This window comes from Roseateles sp. GW821-FHT09H10, from assembly GCF_059415865.1.
The window spans coordinates 19,112-38,478 of sequence record NZ_JBWKOB010000002.1 but is presented as its reverse complement, the minus strand read 5'-3'; the positions used below and the strand labels follow the sequence as shown (position 1 = coordinate 38,478).

General features: G+C 69.4%; 14 protein-coding genes. 3 read left to right on the top strand and 11 right to left on the bottom strand.

What is annotated here, in order from left to right; translation table 11 throughout:
* Positions 1-82: 82 nt before the first annotated feature.
* The 9 genes from AC07OY_RS08035 to AC07OY_RS07995 form a co-directional block, all read right to left on the bottom strand.
* Positions 83-2,029, bottom strand: coding sequence for a sensor histidine kinase, YfiR-like protein-associated (locus AC07OY_RS08035; protein ID WP_495042029.1), 1,947 nt, complete (start codon positions 2,027-2,029; stop codon positions 83-85).
* Entirely contained in the window at positions 2,030-2,578 is a 549-nt protein-coding gene (locus AC07OY_RS08030; protein ID WP_495042028.1) for a TOL_0243 family YfiR-like periplasmic protein, read from the bottom strand. It lies immediately after the preceding gene.
* A 5-nt stretch (positions 2,579-2,583) separates the two neighbouring features.
* Complete coding sequence (locus AC07OY_RS08025) at positions 2,584-4,506, bottom strand: TOL_0244 family TonB-dependent receptor (RefSeq protein ID WP_495042027.1); 1,923 nt, start codon at positions 4,504-4,506, stop codon at positions 2,584-2,586.
* A gap of 83 nt (positions 4,507-4,589) precedes the next feature.
* Positions 4,590-5,627, bottom strand: a complete 1,038-nt coding sequence (locus tag AC07OY_RS08020) for a MurR/RpiR family transcriptional regulator (protein ID WP_495042026.1) — start codon at positions 5,625-5,627, stop codon at positions 4,590-4,592.
* On the bottom strand, positions 5,627-6,820 hold the full coding sequence (locus AC07OY_RS08015; protein ID WP_495042025.1) for a sugar MFS transporter: 1,194 nt from the start codon (positions 6,818-6,820) through the stop codon (positions 5,627-5,629). Before AC07OY_RS08015 ends, AC07OY_RS08020 begins: the two co-directional genes overlap by 1 nt.
* A 153-nt stretch (positions 6,821-6,973) precedes the next feature.
* Entirely contained in the window at positions 6,974-9,016 is a 2,043-nt protein-coding gene (locus tag AC07OY_RS08010) for a glycoside hydrolase family 97 protein (RefSeq protein ID WP_495042024.1), read from the bottom strand.
* The gene (locus AC07OY_RS08005) at positions 9,010-10,524 is read right to left on the bottom strand and encodes a tryptophan halogenase family protein (RefSeq protein WP_495042023.1); all 1,515 of its coding nucleotides are present in this window, start codon (positions 10,522-10,524) and stop codon (positions 9,010-9,012) included. Before AC07OY_RS08005 ends, AC07OY_RS08010 begins: the two co-directional genes overlap by 7 nt.
* On the bottom strand, positions 10,521-11,891 hold the full coding sequence (locus AC07OY_RS08000) for an alpha-amylase family glycosyl hydrolase (protein ID WP_495042022.1): 1,371 nt from the start codon (positions 11,889-11,891) through the stop codon (positions 10,521-10,523). Before AC07OY_RS08000 ends, AC07OY_RS08005 begins: the two co-directional genes overlap by 4 nt.
* A 184-nt stretch (positions 11,892-12,075) precedes the next feature.
* A complete protein-coding gene (locus AC07OY_RS07995; protein ID WP_495042021.1) occupies positions 12,076-14,901 on the bottom strand; it encodes a TonB-dependent receptor in 2,826 nt (941 codons plus the stop codon).
* 266 nt (positions 14,902-15,167) lie between these two features.
* Between AC07OY_RS07995 and AC07OY_RS07990 the strand changes: the two genes are divergently transcribed.
* Together AC07OY_RS07990 and AC07OY_RS07985 are read left to right on the top strand one after the other, a co-directional pair.
* Entirely contained in the window at positions 15,168-15,833 is a 666-nt protein-coding gene (locus AC07OY_RS07990; protein ID WP_495042020.1) for a response regulator transcription factor, read from the top strand.
* On the top strand, positions 15,823-17,172 hold the full coding sequence (locus tag AC07OY_RS07985) for an ATP-binding protein (protein ID WP_495042019.1): 1,350 nt from the start codon (positions 15,823-15,825) through the stop codon (positions 17,170-17,172). The genes AC07OY_RS07990 and AC07OY_RS07985 overlap by 11 nt, the downstream gene beginning before the upstream one ends.
* Here the strand turns inward: AC07OY_RS07985 and AC07OY_RS07980 are convergent.
* Positions 17,153-18,385, bottom strand: a complete 1,233-nt coding sequence (locus AC07OY_RS07980; RefSeq protein WP_495042018.1) for an MFS transporter — start codon at positions 18,383-18,385, stop codon at positions 17,153-17,155. The genes AC07OY_RS07985 and AC07OY_RS07980 overlap by 20 nt on opposite strands.
* Positions 18,386-18,528: 143 nt before the next feature.
* On the opposite strand from AC07OY_RS07980, the gene AC07OY_RS07975 reads away from it, so the two are divergent.
* Entirely contained in the window at positions 18,529-18,999 is a 471-nt protein-coding gene (locus AC07OY_RS07975; protein WP_495042017.1) for a hypothetical protein, read from the top strand.
* A gap of 197 nt (positions 19,000-19,196) precedes the next feature.
* On the opposite strand, the gene AC07OY_RS07970 is transcribed toward AC07OY_RS07975, so the two are convergent.
* The gene (locus AC07OY_RS07970) at positions 19,197-19,358 is read right to left on the bottom strand and encodes a DUF1328 domain-containing protein (protein WP_310264112.1); all 162 of its coding nucleotides are present in this window, start codon (positions 19,356-19,358) and stop codon (positions 19,197-19,199) included.
* Between the last annotated feature and the right edge of the window lie 9 nt (positions 19,359-19,367).

Sequence of the window (19,367 nt, the reverse complement as noted above, 5' to 3'; positions counted from 1 at the left end):
CCGTGCCGCGCCCCGCCGTGTCCTATGGCCGCATGCTGGTGCTGGCCCTGCGGCGCTTTCGCGCCCGCCAGCGAAGGCCTGCCTAGCGCCTGGATCTGCTGGTGGCCAGGGCGCTGTCCAGCGCCTCCAGCAGGCGCCGCGGCTCCAGGGGCTTGGTGAGGTAGCGGAAGAAGCCCGCGGCCAGGCCGGCCACCGCCGCGTCGGGCATGGCGTTGGCGGTCAGTGCAATGATGGGAATGTGGGCCGTGCGCGGGTCCTTGTGCAGGATGGCCTGGGCCTCGCGGCCCGTCATGCGCGGCATGTTGTTGTCCATCAGGATGACATCGGGCATGTACTGGCGCGCCATCTCGACGCCGCTCTGGCCGTCATGGGCCGACAGCAGCCGGATGCCGCCACGCGCGCCCAGCAGCTCCTCGACGAGCTGGCGGCTGGCCGGGTTGTCTTCCACATAGAGGACCGTGGCCGGCGCCTCGCCGGCCGTTGGCGTGGGCGACAAGCCGGTCAGGCCGCCCCAGTCGGTCTCGGCATGGGGCATGGCGGGCAGCTCGCTGGCGCGCAGGTCGACCCAGAACACGCTGCCCTCGCCCGGCACGCTGTGCACGCCGATGAAGCCGCCCATCAGCTCGACGAGGCGCTGGGTGACGACCAGGCCGATGCCGGTGCCCTGCTCGGGCCCGCCCTCCTGGCCGAGGCGGTTGAAGGGCTGGAACAGGGCCGCGATCTGCTCGGGCTTGAGGCCGGCGCCGGTGTCCTTCACCGAGATGCGCACATGCTGGGCGTCGACCCGGTCGCAGTCCACGCGCACCGAGCCGCCGGCGCGGTTGTACTTGATCGCGTTGCTGACGAGGTTGAGCACCACCTGCTTGAGCCGCATGCGGTCGGCCAGCGCGACGCAGCCGCTGCTGCTGGCGAACTGCGCCTGGATGCCGCGCTGGCTGGCCATGGGCTCGATCATCTTGCGGCACTCGGCCAGCACGTCGTCCAGCGGCACCGGCTCGACGGACAGCTCGACATGGCCGCTCTCGATGCGCGCGAGGTTGAGGATCTCGTTGATCAGCGTCAGCAGATGCTTGCCCGCGCCGACGATGTGGTCGACGAACTCCTGGCGCCGCTCGGGCTTGGCGTCGGCGATGTTGGTGCCCAGCAGCTGGCCGAAGCCGATGATGGCGTTCAGCGGCGTGCGCAGCTCGTGGCTCATGCTGGAGAGGAACTCCGACTTGGCGCGGTTGGCCTTCTCGGCCGTCGCGGTGGCCAGCCTGAGCTCTTCGTTGGAGGCCTGCAGCTGGGCGGTGCGGTCGCGCACGCGTTCTTCCAGCTGTTCGTTGAGCCGCATGACCTCCTGCGCGTGCTTCTCGATCTCGCCCAGCATGCCGTTGAAGGAATCGGCGAGCACGCCCACCTCGTCGTCGGTCATCTTGGGGGCGCGGCGCGAGTAGTCCTGGCGCTGCGTGACATCGCGGGCCACGTCGCCGATGGCCAGGATGGGCCGCACGATGGTGCGCTGCAGGCGCATGGAGAACAGGAAGGCGATGCCCAGGGCGGCCAGGGCGACCACGCCGGCGATGCCGAGGTAGGTCAGCACGCGGTCGACCAGGGCGTACTCGGCGCGCAGATAGACGCTGCCGACGGTGCGCCCGTCCTGCACGATGGGCAGGGCGATGGCGATGTCGCGGTCGGCGCGTTGCACGCCGCGCACGTCGATGCGGGCCGGCAGCGGCGCGTCCGCACCGGCGGCCGTGTAGGAGGCGAAGCGTTCGCCCTGGGCGCCATAGATGGCGGCGGCTCGCACGCGCGGCTGCAGGCGCAGCAGCGCGAGGTTCTCGCTGGCGACCTTGACGTCGTCGAACTCCAGCGCCGGCGCCGTCGAATGGCCCAGCAGCTCGGCCTGAGCCTCGAGGTCGGCCACCCAGCCCTTGTGATAGGCCCGCAGGTCGTAGGCCACCATCGCTCCCAGCGCGACGAACAGCGCCACCAGGCACGTCAGCATGGTGACGCCGAGCACCCGTCTCTGAAGCGAAAGTCGGAACATCTATGACCTGCCTTCAACCCGCCGCGCCACGCCCAGCAGGCGCACGCTGATCTTGAGGCCACTTTGCGTCGCCGGGGGCAACAGGATGTCAAAACGCACCTTGTCGTCGACGATGACGAAATTGATCATGCCCATGGCGCCGCCGGGGTCAAGCTCGGTGACGGTCAGCACCGGCCGGCCTTGCAGGGCCGCCAGCAGGCCGGCCGCCTGCCCGGCCATGCCGCGCGACACGAAAAGGGCATGCACGCCGTCGGGCGCCTCGCCCCGCGCCAGCCGCCTCACCTCGACAGGCCGCCCGGCCACCGAGCTGGCCGTGGCCGTGCGGCGGAACTCCTCGACGACGGCCTCGCTGGCCAGCACACCGATGCGGAAAGGCTCGCCGGCCGCGCCCAGGGACTGGGCTGGCCATTCGATGTAGTTGCCGAACTTGCAGACAAAGGCCGCCTTGACCTGGTACTCCACCAGAGCGTCGTCGTCACCGGCCCGCGCGCCACCCGCAGCGGCCAGCGCTGCCAGCAGCAGCGCTCGGCGGGCGAGGGGGGCGGCCATGGTCATCAGAAGAAGCGCATGCGCAGTTGCAGCATCAGGTTGCGGCCCAGCTCGGTGCGCGTCTTGACGTCGGTGAACTCGCCATGGCTGCCGAACAGGTTCAGCGCCGTCAGCGACAACTCCGTGTCGGCGCTGATGCGCCGGCCCAGGCGCAGGTCCACGGCCGTGTAGGCCGGCACCTCGGGCGCGCTCAGCGCGCCGACATGGCGCAGCATCAGGTCCAGCTCGCCTTCGCGCGGCAAATTGAAGGCCGCGCGCAGCTGCCACATGCGGCGCGGCATGGCGCCCTCGGCTGAACCCACGGAGCCACCGGTGTCTATGCTGCCCGGCTTGAGCGCCAGATGCGGCCTGAGCAGCGTCACGCCGCCGTGCAGGCGCAGCCAGCTGGCGGCCTGCAGGCTGCCCCAGGCCTCCAGGCCGCTGACATGGCCCTTCATGCCGTTGCCGTAATAGACCGAGGTGCGGCTGGGCGCCAGCTCCTGGGTGCGCAGATGATCGTAGGCGGCGTGGAAGGCGGTGGCGGACAGGGTCAGCGTGGGCAGGGGCTGGCCGCGATAGCCCAGCTCCAGCACGTCGGCCGTCTCGGAGCGGAAGCCCTGGCCGCCATTGAGGATGAAGGGCGGCTGGGCGGGCACATAGGCATCGCGGTCCAGCCGCGTCGGCGCGCGCACGGTGTGGGCGGCCGAGGCCCACCACAGATGGGCGGGCGAGGGCTTCCAGGCCAGGCGCAGGCTGGGCAGGAATTCGTTGCCCGTGTAGTCGTTGCGCTCGACGCGCGCGCCCAGCGTCAGGCGCAGGCTGTCGGCCAGGGCGATCTCGTCCTGGGCGAACAGGCTGCTCCAGGCCTGGTGCAGGCGGGCCGGCAGGAAGGCGAACTCCGGCGCGCCGTGGCCCACCTGGTCGCGCGAGCGGCGGTGATTGGCGCCCAGCACGACGGTATGGGCCGGCGCGGGCCTGATGGTGTATTGCAGCTCGAGATCGGCGATGCTCAGCCTCTCGTCGAAGGTCGGCGGCGTGACGCGGACGGTGTGGTCCAGATAGCCCTGCACGCTGAGTTCGCCCGCGCCCAGCGGCTGCCGCCAGCGCGCCAGCAGGTTGGCGCCCGACAGCGTGATGGTGTCCAGCGCGAACTTGATGCCGGTCAGCGCGATGCTGCCCGGCAGGGGCTGGCCATGGTTGCCACGGTAGGCATTGCCCTGCAGCGTGATGCGCTCGGCGCCGTCGCCGCCCCAGTCGGCGCGGAAGCCGCCGCGCAGCATGTGGCCGGCGTCCTCCACGCGCTGGCCGGCGGCCGTTTCGGTGCGGTCCTGGCTGCTGTGCTTGAGGTAGAGGCGCATGGCGCCGTCGCCACCCAGCGACCAGCCATGGCGCAGCATGGCGGCGCGCTCCTGGGGGCCGGCGGCCAGCGAGGCCAGGGTGCCGCGCGTGGCGGTGGCGCTGCGGGTGATGATGTTGATGACGCCGTTGACGGCGTTCACGCCCCACAGCGTGCCGCCCGGGCCGCTGCTGACCTCGATGCGCTCCACGTCCTCCAGGGCCACGTCCTGCACATCCCAGAACACGCCGGCAAACAAGGGCGTGTAGACCGAGCGCCCGTCGATGAGGACGAGCAGCTTGTTGGCCGAGTTGGCATTGAAGCCGCGCGCACTGATCGCATAGCCGCCGGTGTAGACCTCGGCGACATGCAGATTGGGCGCCAGGCGCAGGGCCTCGGGCAGGCGGGTGACGCCGGAGCGGCGGATGTCATCGGCCGTGATGACGAACAGGGAGGCCGGCGCGTCGCTCAGGCGCTGCTCGCGCTTGGCGGTGGACGTGATGGTGACGTTGCCGAGCTCTTCCAGGCTGAGGTCGACGAGCGGGGCCTGGGCCGCCGCCGGGGTCAGACATAGCGCGGCTGCTGCGGTGCAGCAAGCCCGGCTGGTCGACATGCCCATGCACCCTCCCAACGGTGACCTGGTCGCTGCACGATAACGCAGCGATCCGACGGCGGCAACGCGGCTTGCGCCGCGGGTCAGCTGAAGGTCATGGGCAGGCGGCCGCTGCGCCGCGTCGCGGCCACGTCGGCCAGCAGCAGCTGCAGGGCCAGCGTGGCGAGCAGGGCGGGCGCCAGCTCGGCCTCCGGGCCGGTGACGAGCTGCAGGGCCGCATGGACCTGCGCGCTCTCGGTGATCCACACACCGGGCGCATCGGACCGGGGCCGCGCCGCGGTGCCGAGGGCGAGGCAGACGGCGGGCTGGGGCGGCGCCAGGTCGCCCGGCAGCAGCGGGCGCGCGGGGATGCCGGCCCGCCACAGCCCGTGCAGGGCGACGTCGCGCAGTGGTGCGTGGGCGGCGTCGGCCAGTACGTCGATCTGGGCCGCGCCGGCCAGCGTCGCGGCGGCGCGCGCCAGCGTGGCGCCGTCCAGGCTGCGCAGGGCCTGGGTGCTGCGCGTCAGCAGCGGATGGCCGGCCGGTGCATCGCGGTCGCTGCCCAGGCTCTCGGCCAGGGCCCGCTTGAGGCTTTTCACGCCGTCGAAGCCCAGGGCGCGGCAGAAGCGGATGACCTGGGGCTGGCTGACCTGGGCCGACTCGGCCAGGCGGGCCGTGGCCGTCTCCAGCGCCGCGCGGGGATTGGCGAGCACGACATCGGCGACGCGTCGCTCGCAGCGCGTCAGCTGGGCATAGGCGTTGCGGATGCGGGCGCAGACGGCACCGCTGCTGGCGGGCGTGTGCAGGGCCAGGTCCAGCGCACGGGCGGCGCCGGTCCAGCCGGTCTCGTCTTCAGGCGCCAGGCGCAGCGCGCGCGCCCAGGGCAGGGTGCACAGCGTGGCCAGGCCCAGGCGCTGGCCCAGCGAGTCGGCGGCCAGCTCGCTGTCCGTCATCAGCACGGCATGGTGCACGGGGCGATGCAGGGCGGCGAGGGCGTCGGCCAGCGCGGGCGCCAGCTGCGTGCCGTCGTGGATGGGTTCCTCGTGCGCATGGGCGCGGCGGCCATCGGCATGCAGCAGCAGGGTGCGCAGCCAGCCGTCCCGCCAGCAGGCGAGCAGCCGGGGCCAGGGTTGGGCGTCCATCAGTGTTTGAAGAGGCCGGCAAAGCGCCAGCCATAGCAGGCGATGCCCGCATAGCAGAGCGCCGGCACGCCGAAGGAGGCCTGCAGGCCGATGACGTCGGCCGCATGGCCCTGCACCAGGGGCAGCAGGGCGCCGCCGACGATGGCCATGCACAGCAGGCCCGAACCCTGCGTGGTCTGCCCGCCCAGGCGATGCACGGCCATGCTGAAGATGGTCGGGAACATGATGGAGTTGCACAGGCCGACGGCCAGCAGGGCCCACATCGCGACGGGGCCGTGGGTGCTCACGCCGACGCCGATCAGGACCACGGCCAGGATCGCGTGCACGGCCAGCAGCCGGCCCGGCGCCATGAAGCGCATCAGGGCCACGCCGATGAAGCGGCCGACCATGGCGCCGCCCCAGTACAGGCTCAGATAGTGCGAGGCGGCGGCGGCCGTCAGCCCCGCGGCCTCCTGCATGAAGTTGATCAGCAGGCTGCCGATGCTGACCTCGGCGCCGACGTAGAGAAAGATCGCGACGATGCCCCACGCCAGATGCGGATGGGCGCGGGCGACGGTGGAGGCGGGCGCCGTGACCGGCGCGGCCTCGTCGACGATGCGTGGCAGGCGAGCCAGCGCGAAGAAGCCGGCCAGGGCCAGCAGGGCCAGCGCGAGCGCCAGATAGGGGCCTTGCACGTTGCCCGCCGCGCCTTCGGGCAGGATCAGCACGCCCAGATGCGGCGCGACGGTTGTGCCCAGGGAGTTGAAGGCCTGGGTCAGCGTCAGCCGGCGCGAGGCCGTGCGCGGGTCGCCGAGGGCCGTCACATAGGGATTGGCGGCGACCTGCAGCACCGTGATGCCGGCGGCCAGCACGAAGAAGGCGAAGAGGAAGAGGGCATAGCCGGCGCTGACCGCAGGCAGGAAGAGCAGGCAGCCCACGGCCGCGACGACCAGGCCGGCCACCGCACCGCGCTGGTAGCCCAGGCGCTGGATCAGGCGCCCAGCCGGCAGCGACACCAGGAAGTAGGCGCCGAAGAAACAGAACTGCACCAGCATGGCCTGCAGATAGCTCAGCGTGTAGAGGGCCTTGAGATGCGGGATCAGCACGTCGTTGAGCGCCGTCAGCAGGCCCCACATGAAGAAGAGCAGGGTGACGACGGCGAGCGGCGCGCGGCTCTGCGCGGGCAGCGGCAGGGCGGAGGAAGGCACGGACATGGTGGGCTTTTCAGTTATGCATGGAGGTATTGCGGGACGAGCGCCGGGCCGCTCCCTAGCCGGCCCGCCTGGGGTGATGTGCCTGCCGGTCAATCCGGCAGGCATCACCGTCCCCTCGGGGGACCGGCCAACGTAGTCGTTGGACGAGGGGCATCATTTCTGCAAAGGGGTGAATCGGATCGCCTGGCCACCGCCTGGCGCCAGGCGCAGCGGCAGGGTGTCGGTGGACTTGACGGTGGCCTGTTCGACGACGAGGTCGAAGCGGGTCTTGGCGTCGCGGTAGTCGGCCTTGTCGCCGTCGCGGTAGATCTCGGCGCGGTAGCGGCGCTTGGGGTCGAGGAAGCCGAGCGGCAGCGTCAGGCGGCGGCCGTCGCCATTGGTGATGGCGCCGACATACCAGTCCTCGCTGCGCCTGTCCTTGCGGGCGATGGTCGCGACCTCGCCGAGCTCGCCGTGGATGACTTTCGTCGTCTCCCAGTCGGTCGGCACGTCCTTGATGAACTGGAAGGCCCGGGGCCAGCGCTCGTAGTGCTCGATGAGGTCGGGCACCATGGCGACGGGCGAGTACAGCACCACATAGAGGGCCAACTGCTTGGCCTGCGTGGAATTGAGCTTGCGGCCGCGCGCCCCGTCCAGGCTCAGCACGCCGGGCGTGTAGTCCATCGGCCCGCTGAGCATGCGCGTGAAGACGAGGTTGACCTCGTGATCCACCGGGTTGATGGGGTCGCCCCAGGCATTGAACTCCTGGCCGCGCGCGCCCTCGCGGGAGACCCAGTTCGGATACGTGCGGCGCAGGCCGGTGTCCTTGACGGGCTCGTGGGTGTCGATGGCGATCCGGTGCCGTGCCGCCTCCTGCACGGCCTTCAGCATGTGGCGCACGCCTTCCTGCGATTCGGTGAAGCCGAAGTGGGTGCCGCCGCCGCTGGTGTTGGCGAACTGCGCGGTGCCGGCGTCGGTCACATAGCCGGACTTGACGACATCCACGCCGTGCCCGGCGTACAGGGCGTAGGCCGCGTCCATCTGCTGCTCATAGCGCGCGACATTGCCGCCGGTCTCGTGGTGGCCGACGAGGCGCACGCCCTTGGCTTTGGCGTAGGCGGCGACCTCAGCGAGGTCGAAGTCGGGCATGGACTTCAGATAGTCGAAGGCCGAGCCGCTGCCGACCCAGTTGCCGTCCCAGCCGAGGTTCCAGCCCTCGACGAGCACACCGCGCAGCCCGTGCCTGGCAGCGAAGTCGATGTGGCGCTTGGCATTCGCGGTGGTCGCCCCATGCCTGGCGCCGCTGTTCCAGCTGGACTTCTCCAGGTGCATCTCCCACCAGACGCCGGCGAACTTGCCCGGCTGCACCCAGCCGACGTCGCCGAGCTGGTTGGGCTCGTTGAGATTGAGTTCGAGATTGGATTCGTAGAGCGCGGCCGCGGAAGCGGCCACGCGCAGGGTGCGCCAGGGCGTCGTGAAAGCGCCCTGCCTCTCGACCGCCGCGCCCGCGGCGCCGGGTGCAAGCTGGGCGCGCAGCTTCTGGCCGCCGCTGCGGCGCAGCCACATGGAGGCGTAGTCCACCAGCGCCGCCTCGTGCAGGGCCAGATGGACGCCGCTCCTGGTGCGCATCGTCAGCGGCGTGTTGGCCAGGCCCACTTCGGCCAGCGGCGTGCGCTGCGTGACGTACTCCAGCACCAGGGCCTCGCCGGCCGGGATCCACCAGGCCGTGGCGGGCTCGGCGATGTCGAACTCGGTCAGCTCGTCGCTGATGCGGGCCAGCGGCAGCTGGGCCTGCTCGGGCAGCTCGTAGCGGAAGCCGAAGCCGTCGTTGAAGACGCGAAAGCGCAGGGCCATGCGGCGGCCGCCCTGGTCGGGCTGGGCCAGTTCCACGATCAGCTCGCGGCAGTGGCTGCGCACCCGGCGGCTTTCACCCCAGGGCTGCTCCCAGGTCTCGTCGTGTTCGTGGGTCTGCTGGCTGAGGAGCTTGAAGCCGCCGTCGAGCTGGTGGGCATTGGCCAGCAGCAGGCCCAGGCGCGATGCGTTGACGAGCGGCTTGCCTGCCCGGTCGACGCGGTAGGCCAGGCGGCCCTCGCCGGTCAATTGCAGCGTCACGACGAGCTGCTTGTCGGGAGAGGTGACGGTGGCGAGGGTGTCGTCGGCCTGCGCGCTGGTGCACAGGACGAAGCAGAGCAGGGCGAACAGGCGGCGGGTCAGCATGTCTCGAGATCCTTGGCTGCGCAGTGGGCCGAGATGAACTCGGCATGCGTCGGCATCTGCGCCACACAGCGCTGGATGACCGCACGGGTGTCATCCAGATAGTCGTTGATTTCACTTTCCGGCAGCGCGTCGGCCAGCGGGTGATGGCCCTGGGGCCGGATGCCCTGGCCATGCAGCAGCTGCAGCCAGCCGACCTCGGCGAACAGCTCGTCGCCCTGGCGGGAGATGCGGCCGCTGGCGCGCCAGAGGTCGAGCTTGTGCTGCAGCGAGTCGGGCACCTCCATCGTGCGGCAGTGGTTCCAGAAGGCGCTGTCGCTGCGCGTCGTCGCGTGGTAATGCAGGATCAGGAAGTCGCGGATGCGCTCGGTCTCGAAGTCGCTCTGGCGGTTGAACTCGGCGATGTCGGCGGGGTTGAAGCCCGAGTCGGGGAAGAACTGGATGAGGCGGGCGATGGCCGACTGCACGAGGTGGATGGAGGTCGATTCCAGCGGCTCCATGAAGCCGCTGGCCAGGCCGATGGCGACGACATTGCGGTTCCAGACCTTGCGCCGCCGGCCGCTCTCGAAGCGCAGCACGCGCGGCTCGGCCAGGGCCTCGCCATCGAGGTTGCGCAGCAGCAGGGCCGCGGCCTCGTCGTCGCTCATCGCGCCGCTGGCGTAGACGTGGCCGTTGCCCACGCGGTGCTGCAGGCCGATGCGCCACTGCCAGCCCGCCGGGCGCGCGGTGGCGCGGGTGAAGGGCAGCAGGTCCGGGCCTGAGGCGCTGGGCACGACGACGGCGCGGTCGCAGGGCAGCCAGTGGTTCCAGTGCTCGTAGCCCGTCTTCAGCGTCTGCTCGATGAGCAGGCCTCGAAAGCCCGAGCAGTCGATGAAGAAGTCGCCCTCGACGAAGGCGCCGCTGGCCAGGCGCACCGAGCGCACATGGCCGTTCTCGTGCAACTGCGCGTCGAGGATGCGGCCCTCCAGGCGCTGTACACCCAGCTTCTGCGCATAGCGGCGCAGATAGCGCGCGTACAGGCCGGCGTCGATGTGGAAGGCGTGGACGATCTCGGCCAGCGGCGAGCGGCCCTGGGCGGGATCGGCCCGCATGAAGCGATGGGCGCGCGCGGCCGCGCCGTTGATGGAATAGGCCCACAAGTCGGGCGCCCGGCCGGCCCGGTGCATGCGCAGCCAGTAGTGGTGGAAGGGCAGGGTGGTGGAGCGATGGCCGATCTGGCCGAAGGCGTGCAGATAGCGGTCGCCCAGCGCGCCCCAGTCGCGGAACTCGATGCCGAGCTTGAACGAGGCCTGCGTCTCGCGCATGAACTCGTTCTCATCGATGCCGAGCAGCTGGTTGAAGTGCCGGATCATCGGGATGGTCGACTCGCCCACGCCAACCGTGCCGATCTCCTCGGACTCGACGAGCTGGATGCTCACGCACCCATTCGTCACCTTGGCCAGCGCGGCGGCTGTCATCCAGCCGGCGGTGCCTCCGCCGACGATGACGATGTTCTTCAGCGGCTGCATCATTGAACCAGCACGCGCCAGCCCCAGGCCGGCAGGCTGAGCTTGGCGTCGTCGTCGAGCTTGACCTCGCCGCCGCCGTTGAAGTCCAGATAGCGGCCGGCGTGGTGCCGGCCCTTCAGCCTCACGTCCGCCGGCTTGGCGGACAGGTTGAAAAGGGCGACGACCTTGTCCTTGCCGTTGCCGCGCACGAAGCTGAAGACCTGCTTGGGCGCGCTGTTGCCCACCGGCTCCATGACGGCACCATCCGCGCCGTTCCACAGCGCGGTGTTGCGCTTCTTCAGCGCGATGAGGCGCTTGAGCAGCTCGCCTTCAGGGGCGTCCTTCCACGCGATCGGGTCACGCTCGAAGAAGGCCAGGCGCTTGGCGAGGCCGGCCTCCTGGCCGTTGTAGACCAGCGGCATGCCCTCGCTGATGAAGCTCAGCACCGTCGCGGCCTCGGCGCCGGCGCCGAAGATCTCGTGATCGGTGCCCTCCCAGGCGTTCTTGTCGTGGTTGGTCGTGTAGAGCAGGCGGTAGGCCTCGCGCGGGTAGAACTTGCGGTGCCACGCGTAATAGGGATAGAGAGCGGTCGCGTCGGCGCGGCCTTCGGCGATCAGCTTCATCGTGTCCCACCAGGTCCAGGCATAGCTGGCGTCGAAGGCGCGCGCATGCATGTCGCGGCTTTCCCATTCGGCGAGCATGAAGACGGGCTTGACGGCGCGCAGCTCCTTGGCCGTCTGCTCCCAGTAGTCCAGCGGCGACAGGCCGGCGGCATCCACTCGATAGCCGTCCACGCCGACGTCGCGCACCCAGTACAGCATCGCGTTCGTCATGTAGCGGCGCAGGCCGGGCTTGTCGTAGTCGAGGTCGATGATGTCGTCCCAGTCATACCAGGGCGTGGGACGGAACTGGCCGGCCTCGTCGCGGTCGTACCAGTCGGGGTGGCGCTTGGCCAGCACGTTGTCCCAGGCGGTGTGGTTGCCGACCCAGTCGAGGATGACCTTCAGGCCGAGCGAGTGGGCGGTGGCGACGAAGCGCTTGAAGTCGGCCAGCGTGCCGAACTCCGGGTTGACGGCGAGGTAGTCCTTCACCGCATAGGGGCTGCCCAGGGAGCCCTTGCGGTTGACCTCGCCGATGGGGTGGATGGGCATCAGCCACAGGATGCCGACGCCGAGTTCCTTGAGCCGCGGCAGCTGGGCCTCGGCGGCGCGGAATGTGCCCTCCGGCGTGAACTGGCGCGTGTTGATCTGGTAGATCGTCGCGCTGCGCGCCCAGGCCGGGTGCTGGACGTGGACATAGGGCTTGGGCTGGTCGACGCTGAGCGGCGGGGCAGCAAATGCGGCGGTAGTGCACAGCAGTGCCGCGGTGAGCGCGCGAAGGATGGTGTTCACGATTCGGACTTCGACTTCTGTAGGCGGGCGTAGTGCCCCGTTGCGGGCCGAGCGCTGGGCCGCTCCCGAGCCGGCCCGCGCTGGCGATGTGCCCGCGGCTCGATGCCGCGAGCATCGCCGTCCCCTCGGGGGACCGGCCAGACTCGCCCGCGTTCAGCGGGGCGAGCTGGACGAGGGGGTCACATCAATACTTGTAGTTCAGACCCAGTCGATAGGTCTTCCCGTACACCACCTTGTTGGTCACGATGTTGCGGTCCGTCGTGTATTCCTGGAAGGGCTCGTTGGTCATGTTGTGACCCTGCAGCAGCACCGACAGGCCTTTCAGCCAGCCGCCCTGGAACTCGTAGCCGACCTGGGCGCCGACGATGGTCTCGCCCTTGATGAAGGTGAACTGCGAGTCGCTGCGGTAGTCCAGGATCTGGCCGATGAAGTCCGAGCGCTTGTGCGCGGCCCAGGCGAGCTGGAAGCCGTGCTTCTCGTAGTACAGGCGCAGCGTCGTGACGTTCTTGGACAGGCCCGGCAGGCCGATCTCGCTCACCACGTCCTTGAACACCGGGCCGTTCTGCGGCGACACGAAGCCCGCGGTCGGCAAGCGGATGGAGCTGGCCGTGTGCGAGTGGCTGACCTGGCTGCCGAAGCCGTCCAGCCAGCTCGACAGCATGCGGCCGGGCAGGTTCACGGTCAGCTCGTAGCCATGCATATTGCCGCCGTTGCCGTTGACGGGCTGGGTCAGGAAGCCGACGGTCGAGCCCTTGTAGGGACCGGTCTGCGGCAGCGGCGTCGTCGGGCTGGTGAAGGGCTTGAAGTCGAACTCGCGCGGCGAGTTGATGACGTAGTTGTCCAGCTTCTTGAAGAAGCCGGCCAGGCTGATGTAGCCGTGCTTGTCGAAGTACTTCTCGTAGGACACGTCCAGCGCCTTGGCGGCGTAGGGCTTGAGCTTGGGGTTGCCCGCAAAGCCCGTCAGCGCCGGTGCGACCGCGGTGGCGTTCTGCACGCCGAAGTCCATGCTGGCCTTCATGTTGTCCAGGTTGGCGCGCGCCACCTGCTTGCCGGCGCCGATGCGCAGCAATTGCTGGTTGCCCAGCTCGAAGGTCAGGTTCAGCGAGGGCAGCAGGTGGTTGTAGCTGGCACCGTCACTGCGCACGACATAGGGGCAGGTCTCGATCGTGATGCCCGTGCACTTGGCCAGATCGACCTGGTTGCCGCTGGAGTTCTGGCGCGTGTTGACGAGCTGCAGGCCGATATTGCCGCTGTAGGGGATGCTGCCCAGTTCGCCGCCGACGTCGGCGACGGCGTAGGCGGTTGCGACCTTCTCGTTGACGGTCCAGTTGCGCGACAGCACGGTCGCGTCCACCCAGCGGTTCAGCGCATAGATGCTGCCCAGCGACCCGGTCGGATCCCAGGACGCGACGGAGATGCCCGAGGCGCCGGCCAGGGCGGTGGCTTCGCCGGGCATCTTGATGCCGGCATAGCCGTCGGTGCCGTTGAGGATGGAAAGGCGGCCCTCGTCGCCGATGCGCGCTTTGTCGCGCTGGTTCAGGTTGATGCCGAACTTGGTGCCGGTGATGGGGCCCCAGTCCACGTCGCGGTGGGCCGTGAAGCGCAGGCTGGTGACCTTGTCATCGATGGTGGGCAGGGCCGCATAGCCGGCCTGCGGCGTGGCCGGGCCACCGCCCCAGCCGTCCACGTCGGTCAGCAGCGCGAAGTTGCGGTCGGCGAAATTGCCGCTGGTCGTGTACTTCACGTCGGCGAAGTTGCTGCCGTTGAAGCCCGTCCAGCTGATGGTTGCGAGCTGGGCCTGCGGCGTGTTGCCGACCTGGCCGGCCGTCGTCTCGAAGTTGCTGATGTTCTTGACGCCATGCGAGCGCGATACATCGCCCTCGAAGCGCCAGTCGCCGGCCTTCAGTTCGCTGTTCAGGCCCAGGGACAGCAGGCGGTCCTTGTTCGAGAACATGTGGTTGCGCACCACACCCTTGTAGTTGCTGAGGGTGCCGCTGGTGGCCACGCCGTTGGCGATGGTGGCGTTTGAGAGGACGCCGTTGGGGTCGTAGATACCGGCGCCGAAGGCGATGGCGCCCTCCAGGCCGGTCTGCTTGGTCTTCTCGGTACCGGCGCCGTAGAAGATGTCGGCCGTGGTCTTGAACTCGTTGTTGGGCTTGTACTGCAGCGTCACGACAGCGCCGTCGCGCGTGCTCTCGCGGCGCTGGGTCTCGTACTTGAAGCCGCCCGGCACGGTGACCTGCTGGCCGTTGTGGTCGATCTGCGGCGCCCAGCCGCCCCAGCTGTCGAAGCGCTGCTCGCCGCCGTTGTCCTCGCGCAGGCTGCTGATGGCCACCGCCACGCCCAGGGTTTTGTTGGCGAACTGGTCGACATAGACCAGGCTGCCGCGGTGGCCCGAGCCCACCTCGACGCCGGAATCGACGCCGATGCGCTCCTTGCGCGCGTTGACCGCCAGCGTGCGGCGGCCGTAGTCCAGCGGCCGGATGGTGCGCATGTCCACCGTCGCCGACAGGCCCTGGCCGACGAGGCTGGCGTCGGGCGTCTTGTAGATCAGGATGCTGCTCAGCAGCTCGGCGGGGAAGAGATCGAACTCGGGGCTGCGCGCGTCGCTGGTGGAGGCCAGCTCGCGGCCGTTGAACAGCGAGCCGCCGAAGGCCGGCGCCATGCCGCGCACGCTGACGCCGGCGGCCTTGCCGTTGACCTTGCTGCGCTGCACGGCGATGCCGCTGATGCGGCCGAGCGACTCGGCCACCGTCACGTCGGGCAGCTTGCCGATGTCCTCGGCCGACACCGCCTCGACGATGGAGCTGCTGTTGCGCTTGGTCGCGATGGCGTCTTCCACGCCCTTGCGGATGCCGGTGACGACGACGGTGTCCAGCGTCTGTGGCTGGGCTTGCTGGGCCTGGGCGGCGCTGCTGCCGATGAGCAGCAGCACGCAGGCATGGGCGATGGGGTGGAGCCCGCGAGTGCGCGGCTGGCGCGGCGCTCGTGCGGCTGGCAGTTGAGCCATGGTTTGCCTCTCGAATGTTGTAGTGGTCGGTCCGGTTCTGCTCGATGGGAGAGCGAACGGCCGCGATGCTCCGGGTTGCAAGGATGCCGCGCAATCCGGAGCGTGAGCCGCTGAAGCCGGCCTATAGAAAACAATCGAACGGCGCTGAAGAAATCCTGAAGATTCTGTGTTTGGCCTTTATCCATCGGCTTTGTGGGCCGTCGGCGCGGCCGGCTGCGCGTTTCGCCCAAGCCACAGTCAGGGCATGCGCCGCTAGACTTCTTGGCGTGAAGATCTATCTGATCGAAGACGACCTCAACATCGGCCAGGCCCTGCTGACGGTGTTCAAGGACGAGGGCCACGAGGTGGTCTGGGTGCGCATGGCGAATGACGCCGTCGAGCGGCTGCAGGCCGAGGATTTCGACGCCGTGCTGCTCGACCTCGGCCTGCCCGATGGCGATGGCAACGAGGTGCTCAAGCGCCTGCGCGCCGCGGGCCTGACGGTGCCCGTCCTCATCATCACGGCGCGCGACGGCCTGCAGGACCGCCTCAAGGGCTTCGACAACGGCGCCGACGACTATCTCATCAAGCCCTTCGAGATCCCCGAGCTGCTGGTGAGGCTGCGCGCCATCCTGCGCCGCAGCGGTGCCCATGGCGAGGCCGAGGCGCTGTGGAACTTCGGCAACCTGGCGCTGGAAGAGAAGCGCATGCGCGTGACGCTGGACGGCACGGCCATCACCCTGTCCAAGACCGAGTACGCGCTGCTGCTGACGCTGATGAAGCAGAGCGACCGCGTGCTGACCCGCGCCGAGCTGGAGCGCCGCGTGCTGCCCTTCAGCGACGGCGCGACGCTGGACGTGCACATCTCCAATCTGCGCAAGAAGATCGGCGACGGCCACATCCGCACCGTGCGCGGCGTCGGCTACATGATGCAGAGCGACCGTGCCGGCTGAGCAGTCGCTGTTCCGGCGCCTGCTGTTCGGCTTCAGCGCGGTCATCCTGTTTGTCGCTCTCGGCGGCTTCCTCTATGTGGCCTGGGAGGCGCGCGAGACCCAGCGCTCGCGCACGGCCAGCGAGAACTCGGCCCATGCGCGCGAGCTGCTGATGCACCTGGCCGACATCGCCGACCGTCCGGCGCGACTGCGGCCCGCCGCCGAGGGGCTGGAGGCCGTGCGCGCCGAGATGTTCCGCCAGCTCGACTACCACTCCCAGGTGCGCGTGCGCGTCTGGCGGGGCGGCGAACTGGTCTACAACTCCATGCCGGCGCTGCCCGATGCGCTGCCCCTGCCGGGGACCGACCATGAGGGCAATGCCTGGGTGCAGGCCGTCGAGCGTGACGCGGCCAGCGGCCTGGTCGTCGAGCGCAGCCATGAAGTGGACGACCGCTGGATGCTGAGCTTCTCGGGCGTCAGCTTCCTGCTGCGCTCGACCATCTTCAGCCTGCCCCTGCTGCTGCTGCCGGCCTGGTTCATCATCGGCATGGGCCTGAAACCCCTGCGGGCCTTTGCCTCGGCCATCGAGAACCGCTCGGCCCAGGACCTGACGCCCCTGCCGGATTCGACCTACCGTGAACTCTCGCCCCTGGTCACGGCCATCAACCACCTGATGGCGCGGCTGCGGCGGCGCATCGAGCACGAGCATGAGTTCCTGTCCGATGCGGCCCATGAGCTGAAGACGCCGCTGGCGGCCATCCAGATCAATGCCCATCTGCTGCAATCGCCCAATGGCGATGCGCAGCGCCATGCCGAAGTCAGCGCCGGCCTGCGCGACGGCGTGGCGCGGGCCAATCATCTGGTGCAGCAGCTGCTGTCGCTGGAGCGGGCGCGCTCGGACAAGGACGAGGCCCTGCCGCTGCTGTCGCTGGAGACCCTGGTGCGCGACCGCCTCGCTGCCGCAGCGCCGCTGGCCCTGCAGCGCGGCATCGAGATCGATTTCCACGCCGACTCGCCCTGCGAGCGCCCCCTGCACCAGGAGACGGTCTGGGCCCTGGTGGACAACCTGATCAGCAATGCCATCAAGTATTCGCCGGAGAACGGCCGCATCGCGGTTCGCCTCGCGGCGCGGGGGAGCGGTGCCTGCTCCTTGAGCTTCAGCGACCAGGGGCCGGGCATCGCCGAAGGCCTGCGCCAGCGCGTCTTCGAGCGCTTCTACCGCATCCCCGGCCAAGCCCAGAGCGGCAGCGGCCTGGGCCTGGCCATTGCCGAGCGGGCCGCGGCCCGCAATGGCGCCAGCATCGCGCTGGACAGCGGCCCGGATGGGCGCGGCCTGCTCGTCACCGTGGACTTTTCTTAGGCGCGCTTTTCTGCAGCTGCCACAGCAGCACGCAGACGATCAGCGTCGTGGCTATCAGCACATTGCCCACCACGGGGAACTGCTCCAGCCTGCCGTCGGCCGCAATCGTCACGATATGGCCCGAGATCAGGGCCGCCAGCCCGCCGGCCAGCTGCTGCAGCGCCGCGTTGATGGCCGTGAAGGCGCCGCGCTGCTCGGGCGCCGGGATGCCGGCGACGATGACCTGCCAAGGCACCATGCGCGAGAAGATGCCGGCGAACATGACGACGTTGATGACGACCAGTGTCGTCAGCGATGAGGGCCCCAGCCGGGTGTAGATGGCAACCATCGCGATGGTGACGGCGCTGCCCGTCAGGAAGACCGGCAGCGGGCCGAGGCGATCGGTGAGGCGCCCCACGAGAGGCGCGACGAACATGGTGCTGATGCCGGTAACGAGGTAGACGATGGGCAGGTGCTCCAGGTCGATGCCCACGTTGGCCACCGAGAAGGCGCTGGCGAAGGGCATGATCATGAAGCCGCCCGTCGTCAGCAGGGCCGTGATCAGGAAAGCATGCAGATGGCGCTTCACGGCCACCGTGTGCCAAAGATGGGCGAACGCGCTGCGGTCGTTCCTCAGCTTCAGATGGGCGTCCACCGGCTGCATCTTCCAGGCGATGAACAGGCCGCCGACGGCGCCGAAGGCCACCAGGGCCAGGAAAGGCGCGTGCCAGTCCCAGTGCGTGGCGAGATACAGGCCGAAGGGCAGGCCCAGCACCTGGCTTGCCGCGAAGCCGCCCTGCAGCAGGCCCATGACGCGGCCGCGCAGCGCCGGCTCGAAGAGGTCGGCGGCAATCGCCATGACGATGGAGCCGATGACGCCGCCGAACAGCCCGGTCACGATGCGCGCCAGCAGCAGGGACTCGAAGCTGGTTGCCAGGCCGCACCACAGCGTGCCGAGCAGGAAGCCGGCATAGAAGAACAGCAGCAGCTTCTTGCGGTCGAAGCGGTCGGCGAAGCCGGCCGTCAGGATGCCGGAGATGCCAGCGCTGAAGGCATAGGCCGACACGACGAGGCCGAACTGCTGCGCCGTCATCCCCATGGCCGGCATGATCATGGCGCCCAGCGGCGACATGATCATGAAGTCCAGGATGACGGCGAACTGCAGCAGCGTCAGCAGGCCGGTGGCAAAGCGCTGGTAAGGGGTGAAGCGGGCGGCGGCGGTGGTCTCAGGCATGGGATGACAGTGTGCGGGAGAAGCTGCCCAAAGCCTGTCAGCAGCGCTGGCATGCCGTCCTACGCGGCGTCGCGCCGCAGGCTCACGGGGTGGGCGAGAGGGCGGCGCGAGAGTTGCAGCATCCTCATGCTGCGGAGACCACCATGAACATCACCACGGATTGCCCGCCCGAACTGCGGAAGGCTCCCTCTCAGGCGGGCGATGTGCTGATCTGCGTCATCGGCACGGCGGACGTCATGCAGACCTGCGAAGACGACCTTCAGGTGTTGGCGGGCGACCGCCGCGTGCACCGGCTGGACTGGCGCCTGGACGACGAGTTCGGCGAACCGCCGGTCGCGGCCGACTGGGCCGACGGCCTCATCGTGCTGAACTCCGACGCCTGGGCCGCGCCCACCGGCTGCGCCCGCCTGCAAGCCCTGCTGAAGATGGCCTGGCGCTGCGGCCGCACCGTGGCCCTGTGCGGCGATGCACTGAATTCCCTGGGTACCCTGGGCTTCCCCAGCGATGTTCCGGCCGAAGCCGAAGGCCTGTTCCTGTGCCCGCAGGGCCCTTGCAACGGCACGCTGCGCGAGTTCCTGGACGCCGTCCACGAGCAGCCTCACCGCGGGCGCTGACCTGAAGCCCCTCGTCCAAGGAGTACCTTGACCGGTCCCCCGAGGGGACGGCGATGCTTGCGGCATTGAGCCGCAAGCACATCGCCCAAGGCGGGCCGGCTAGGGAGCGGCCCGGCGCTCGGCCCGCAACTCAAATCCCTTGGCAGACAAGCAAAGCGGCCCTGAATTCTCAGGGCCGCCTTGCTTCGCTTCACTCGCTACCTTCGGATCAGGCCCACCACCAGGCTGATGATGGCCAGGATGATGAAGCCGTAGAACAGCAGTTGGGCAATACCTGCGGCGCTGGCGGCAATGCCGCCAAAGCCGAACAGGGCCGCCACGAGGGCGACGACGAAGAAGATGATGGCGTAACGCAGCATGAGGTTTCT

Coding starts and splice junctions, on each gene's coding strand:
- AC07OY_RS07970 (WP_310264112.1), bottom strand. CDS start 19,358: ATGCTGCGTTACGCCATCATCTTCTTCGTCGTCGCCCTCGTGGCGGCC.
- AC07OY_RS08025 (WP_495042027.1), bottom strand. CDS start 4,506: ATGTCGACCAGCCGGGCTTGCTGCACCGCAGCAGCCGCGCTATGTCTG.
- AC07OY_RS08030 (WP_495042028.1), bottom strand. CDS start 2,578: ATGGCCGCCCCCCTCGCCCGCCGAGCGCTGCTGCTGGCAGCGCTGGCC.
- AC07OY_RS07980 (WP_495042018.1), bottom strand. CDS start 18,385: ATGCCTGAGACCACCGCCGCCGCCCGCTTCACCCCTTACCAGCGCTTT.
- AC07OY_RS08015 (WP_495042025.1), bottom strand. CDS start 6,820: ATGTCCGTGCCTTCCTCCGCCCTGCCGCTGCCCGCGCAGAGCCGCGCG.
- AC07OY_RS08005 (WP_495042023.1), bottom strand. CDS start 10,524: ATGATGCAGCCGCTGAAGAACATCGTCATCGTCGGCGGAGGCACCGCC.
- AC07OY_RS07995 (WP_495042021.1), bottom strand. CDS start 14,901: ATGGCTCAACTGCCAGCCGCACGAGCGCCGCGCCAGCCGCGCACTCGC.
- AC07OY_RS07975 (WP_495042017.1), top strand. CDS start 18,529: ATGAACATCACCACGGATTGCCCGCCCGAACTGCGGAAGGCTCCCTCT.
- AC07OY_RS08020 (WP_495042026.1), bottom strand. CDS start 5,627: ATGGACGCCCAACCCTGGCCCCGGCTGCTCGCCTGCTGGCGGGACGGC.
- AC07OY_RS08035 (WP_495042029.1), bottom strand. CDS start 2,029: ATGTTCCGACTTTCGCTTCAGAGACGGGTGCTCGGCGTCACCATGCTG.
- AC07OY_RS08010 (WP_495042024.1), bottom strand. CDS start 9,016: ATGCTGACCCGCCGCCTGTTCGCCCTGCTCTGCTTCGTCCTGTGCACC.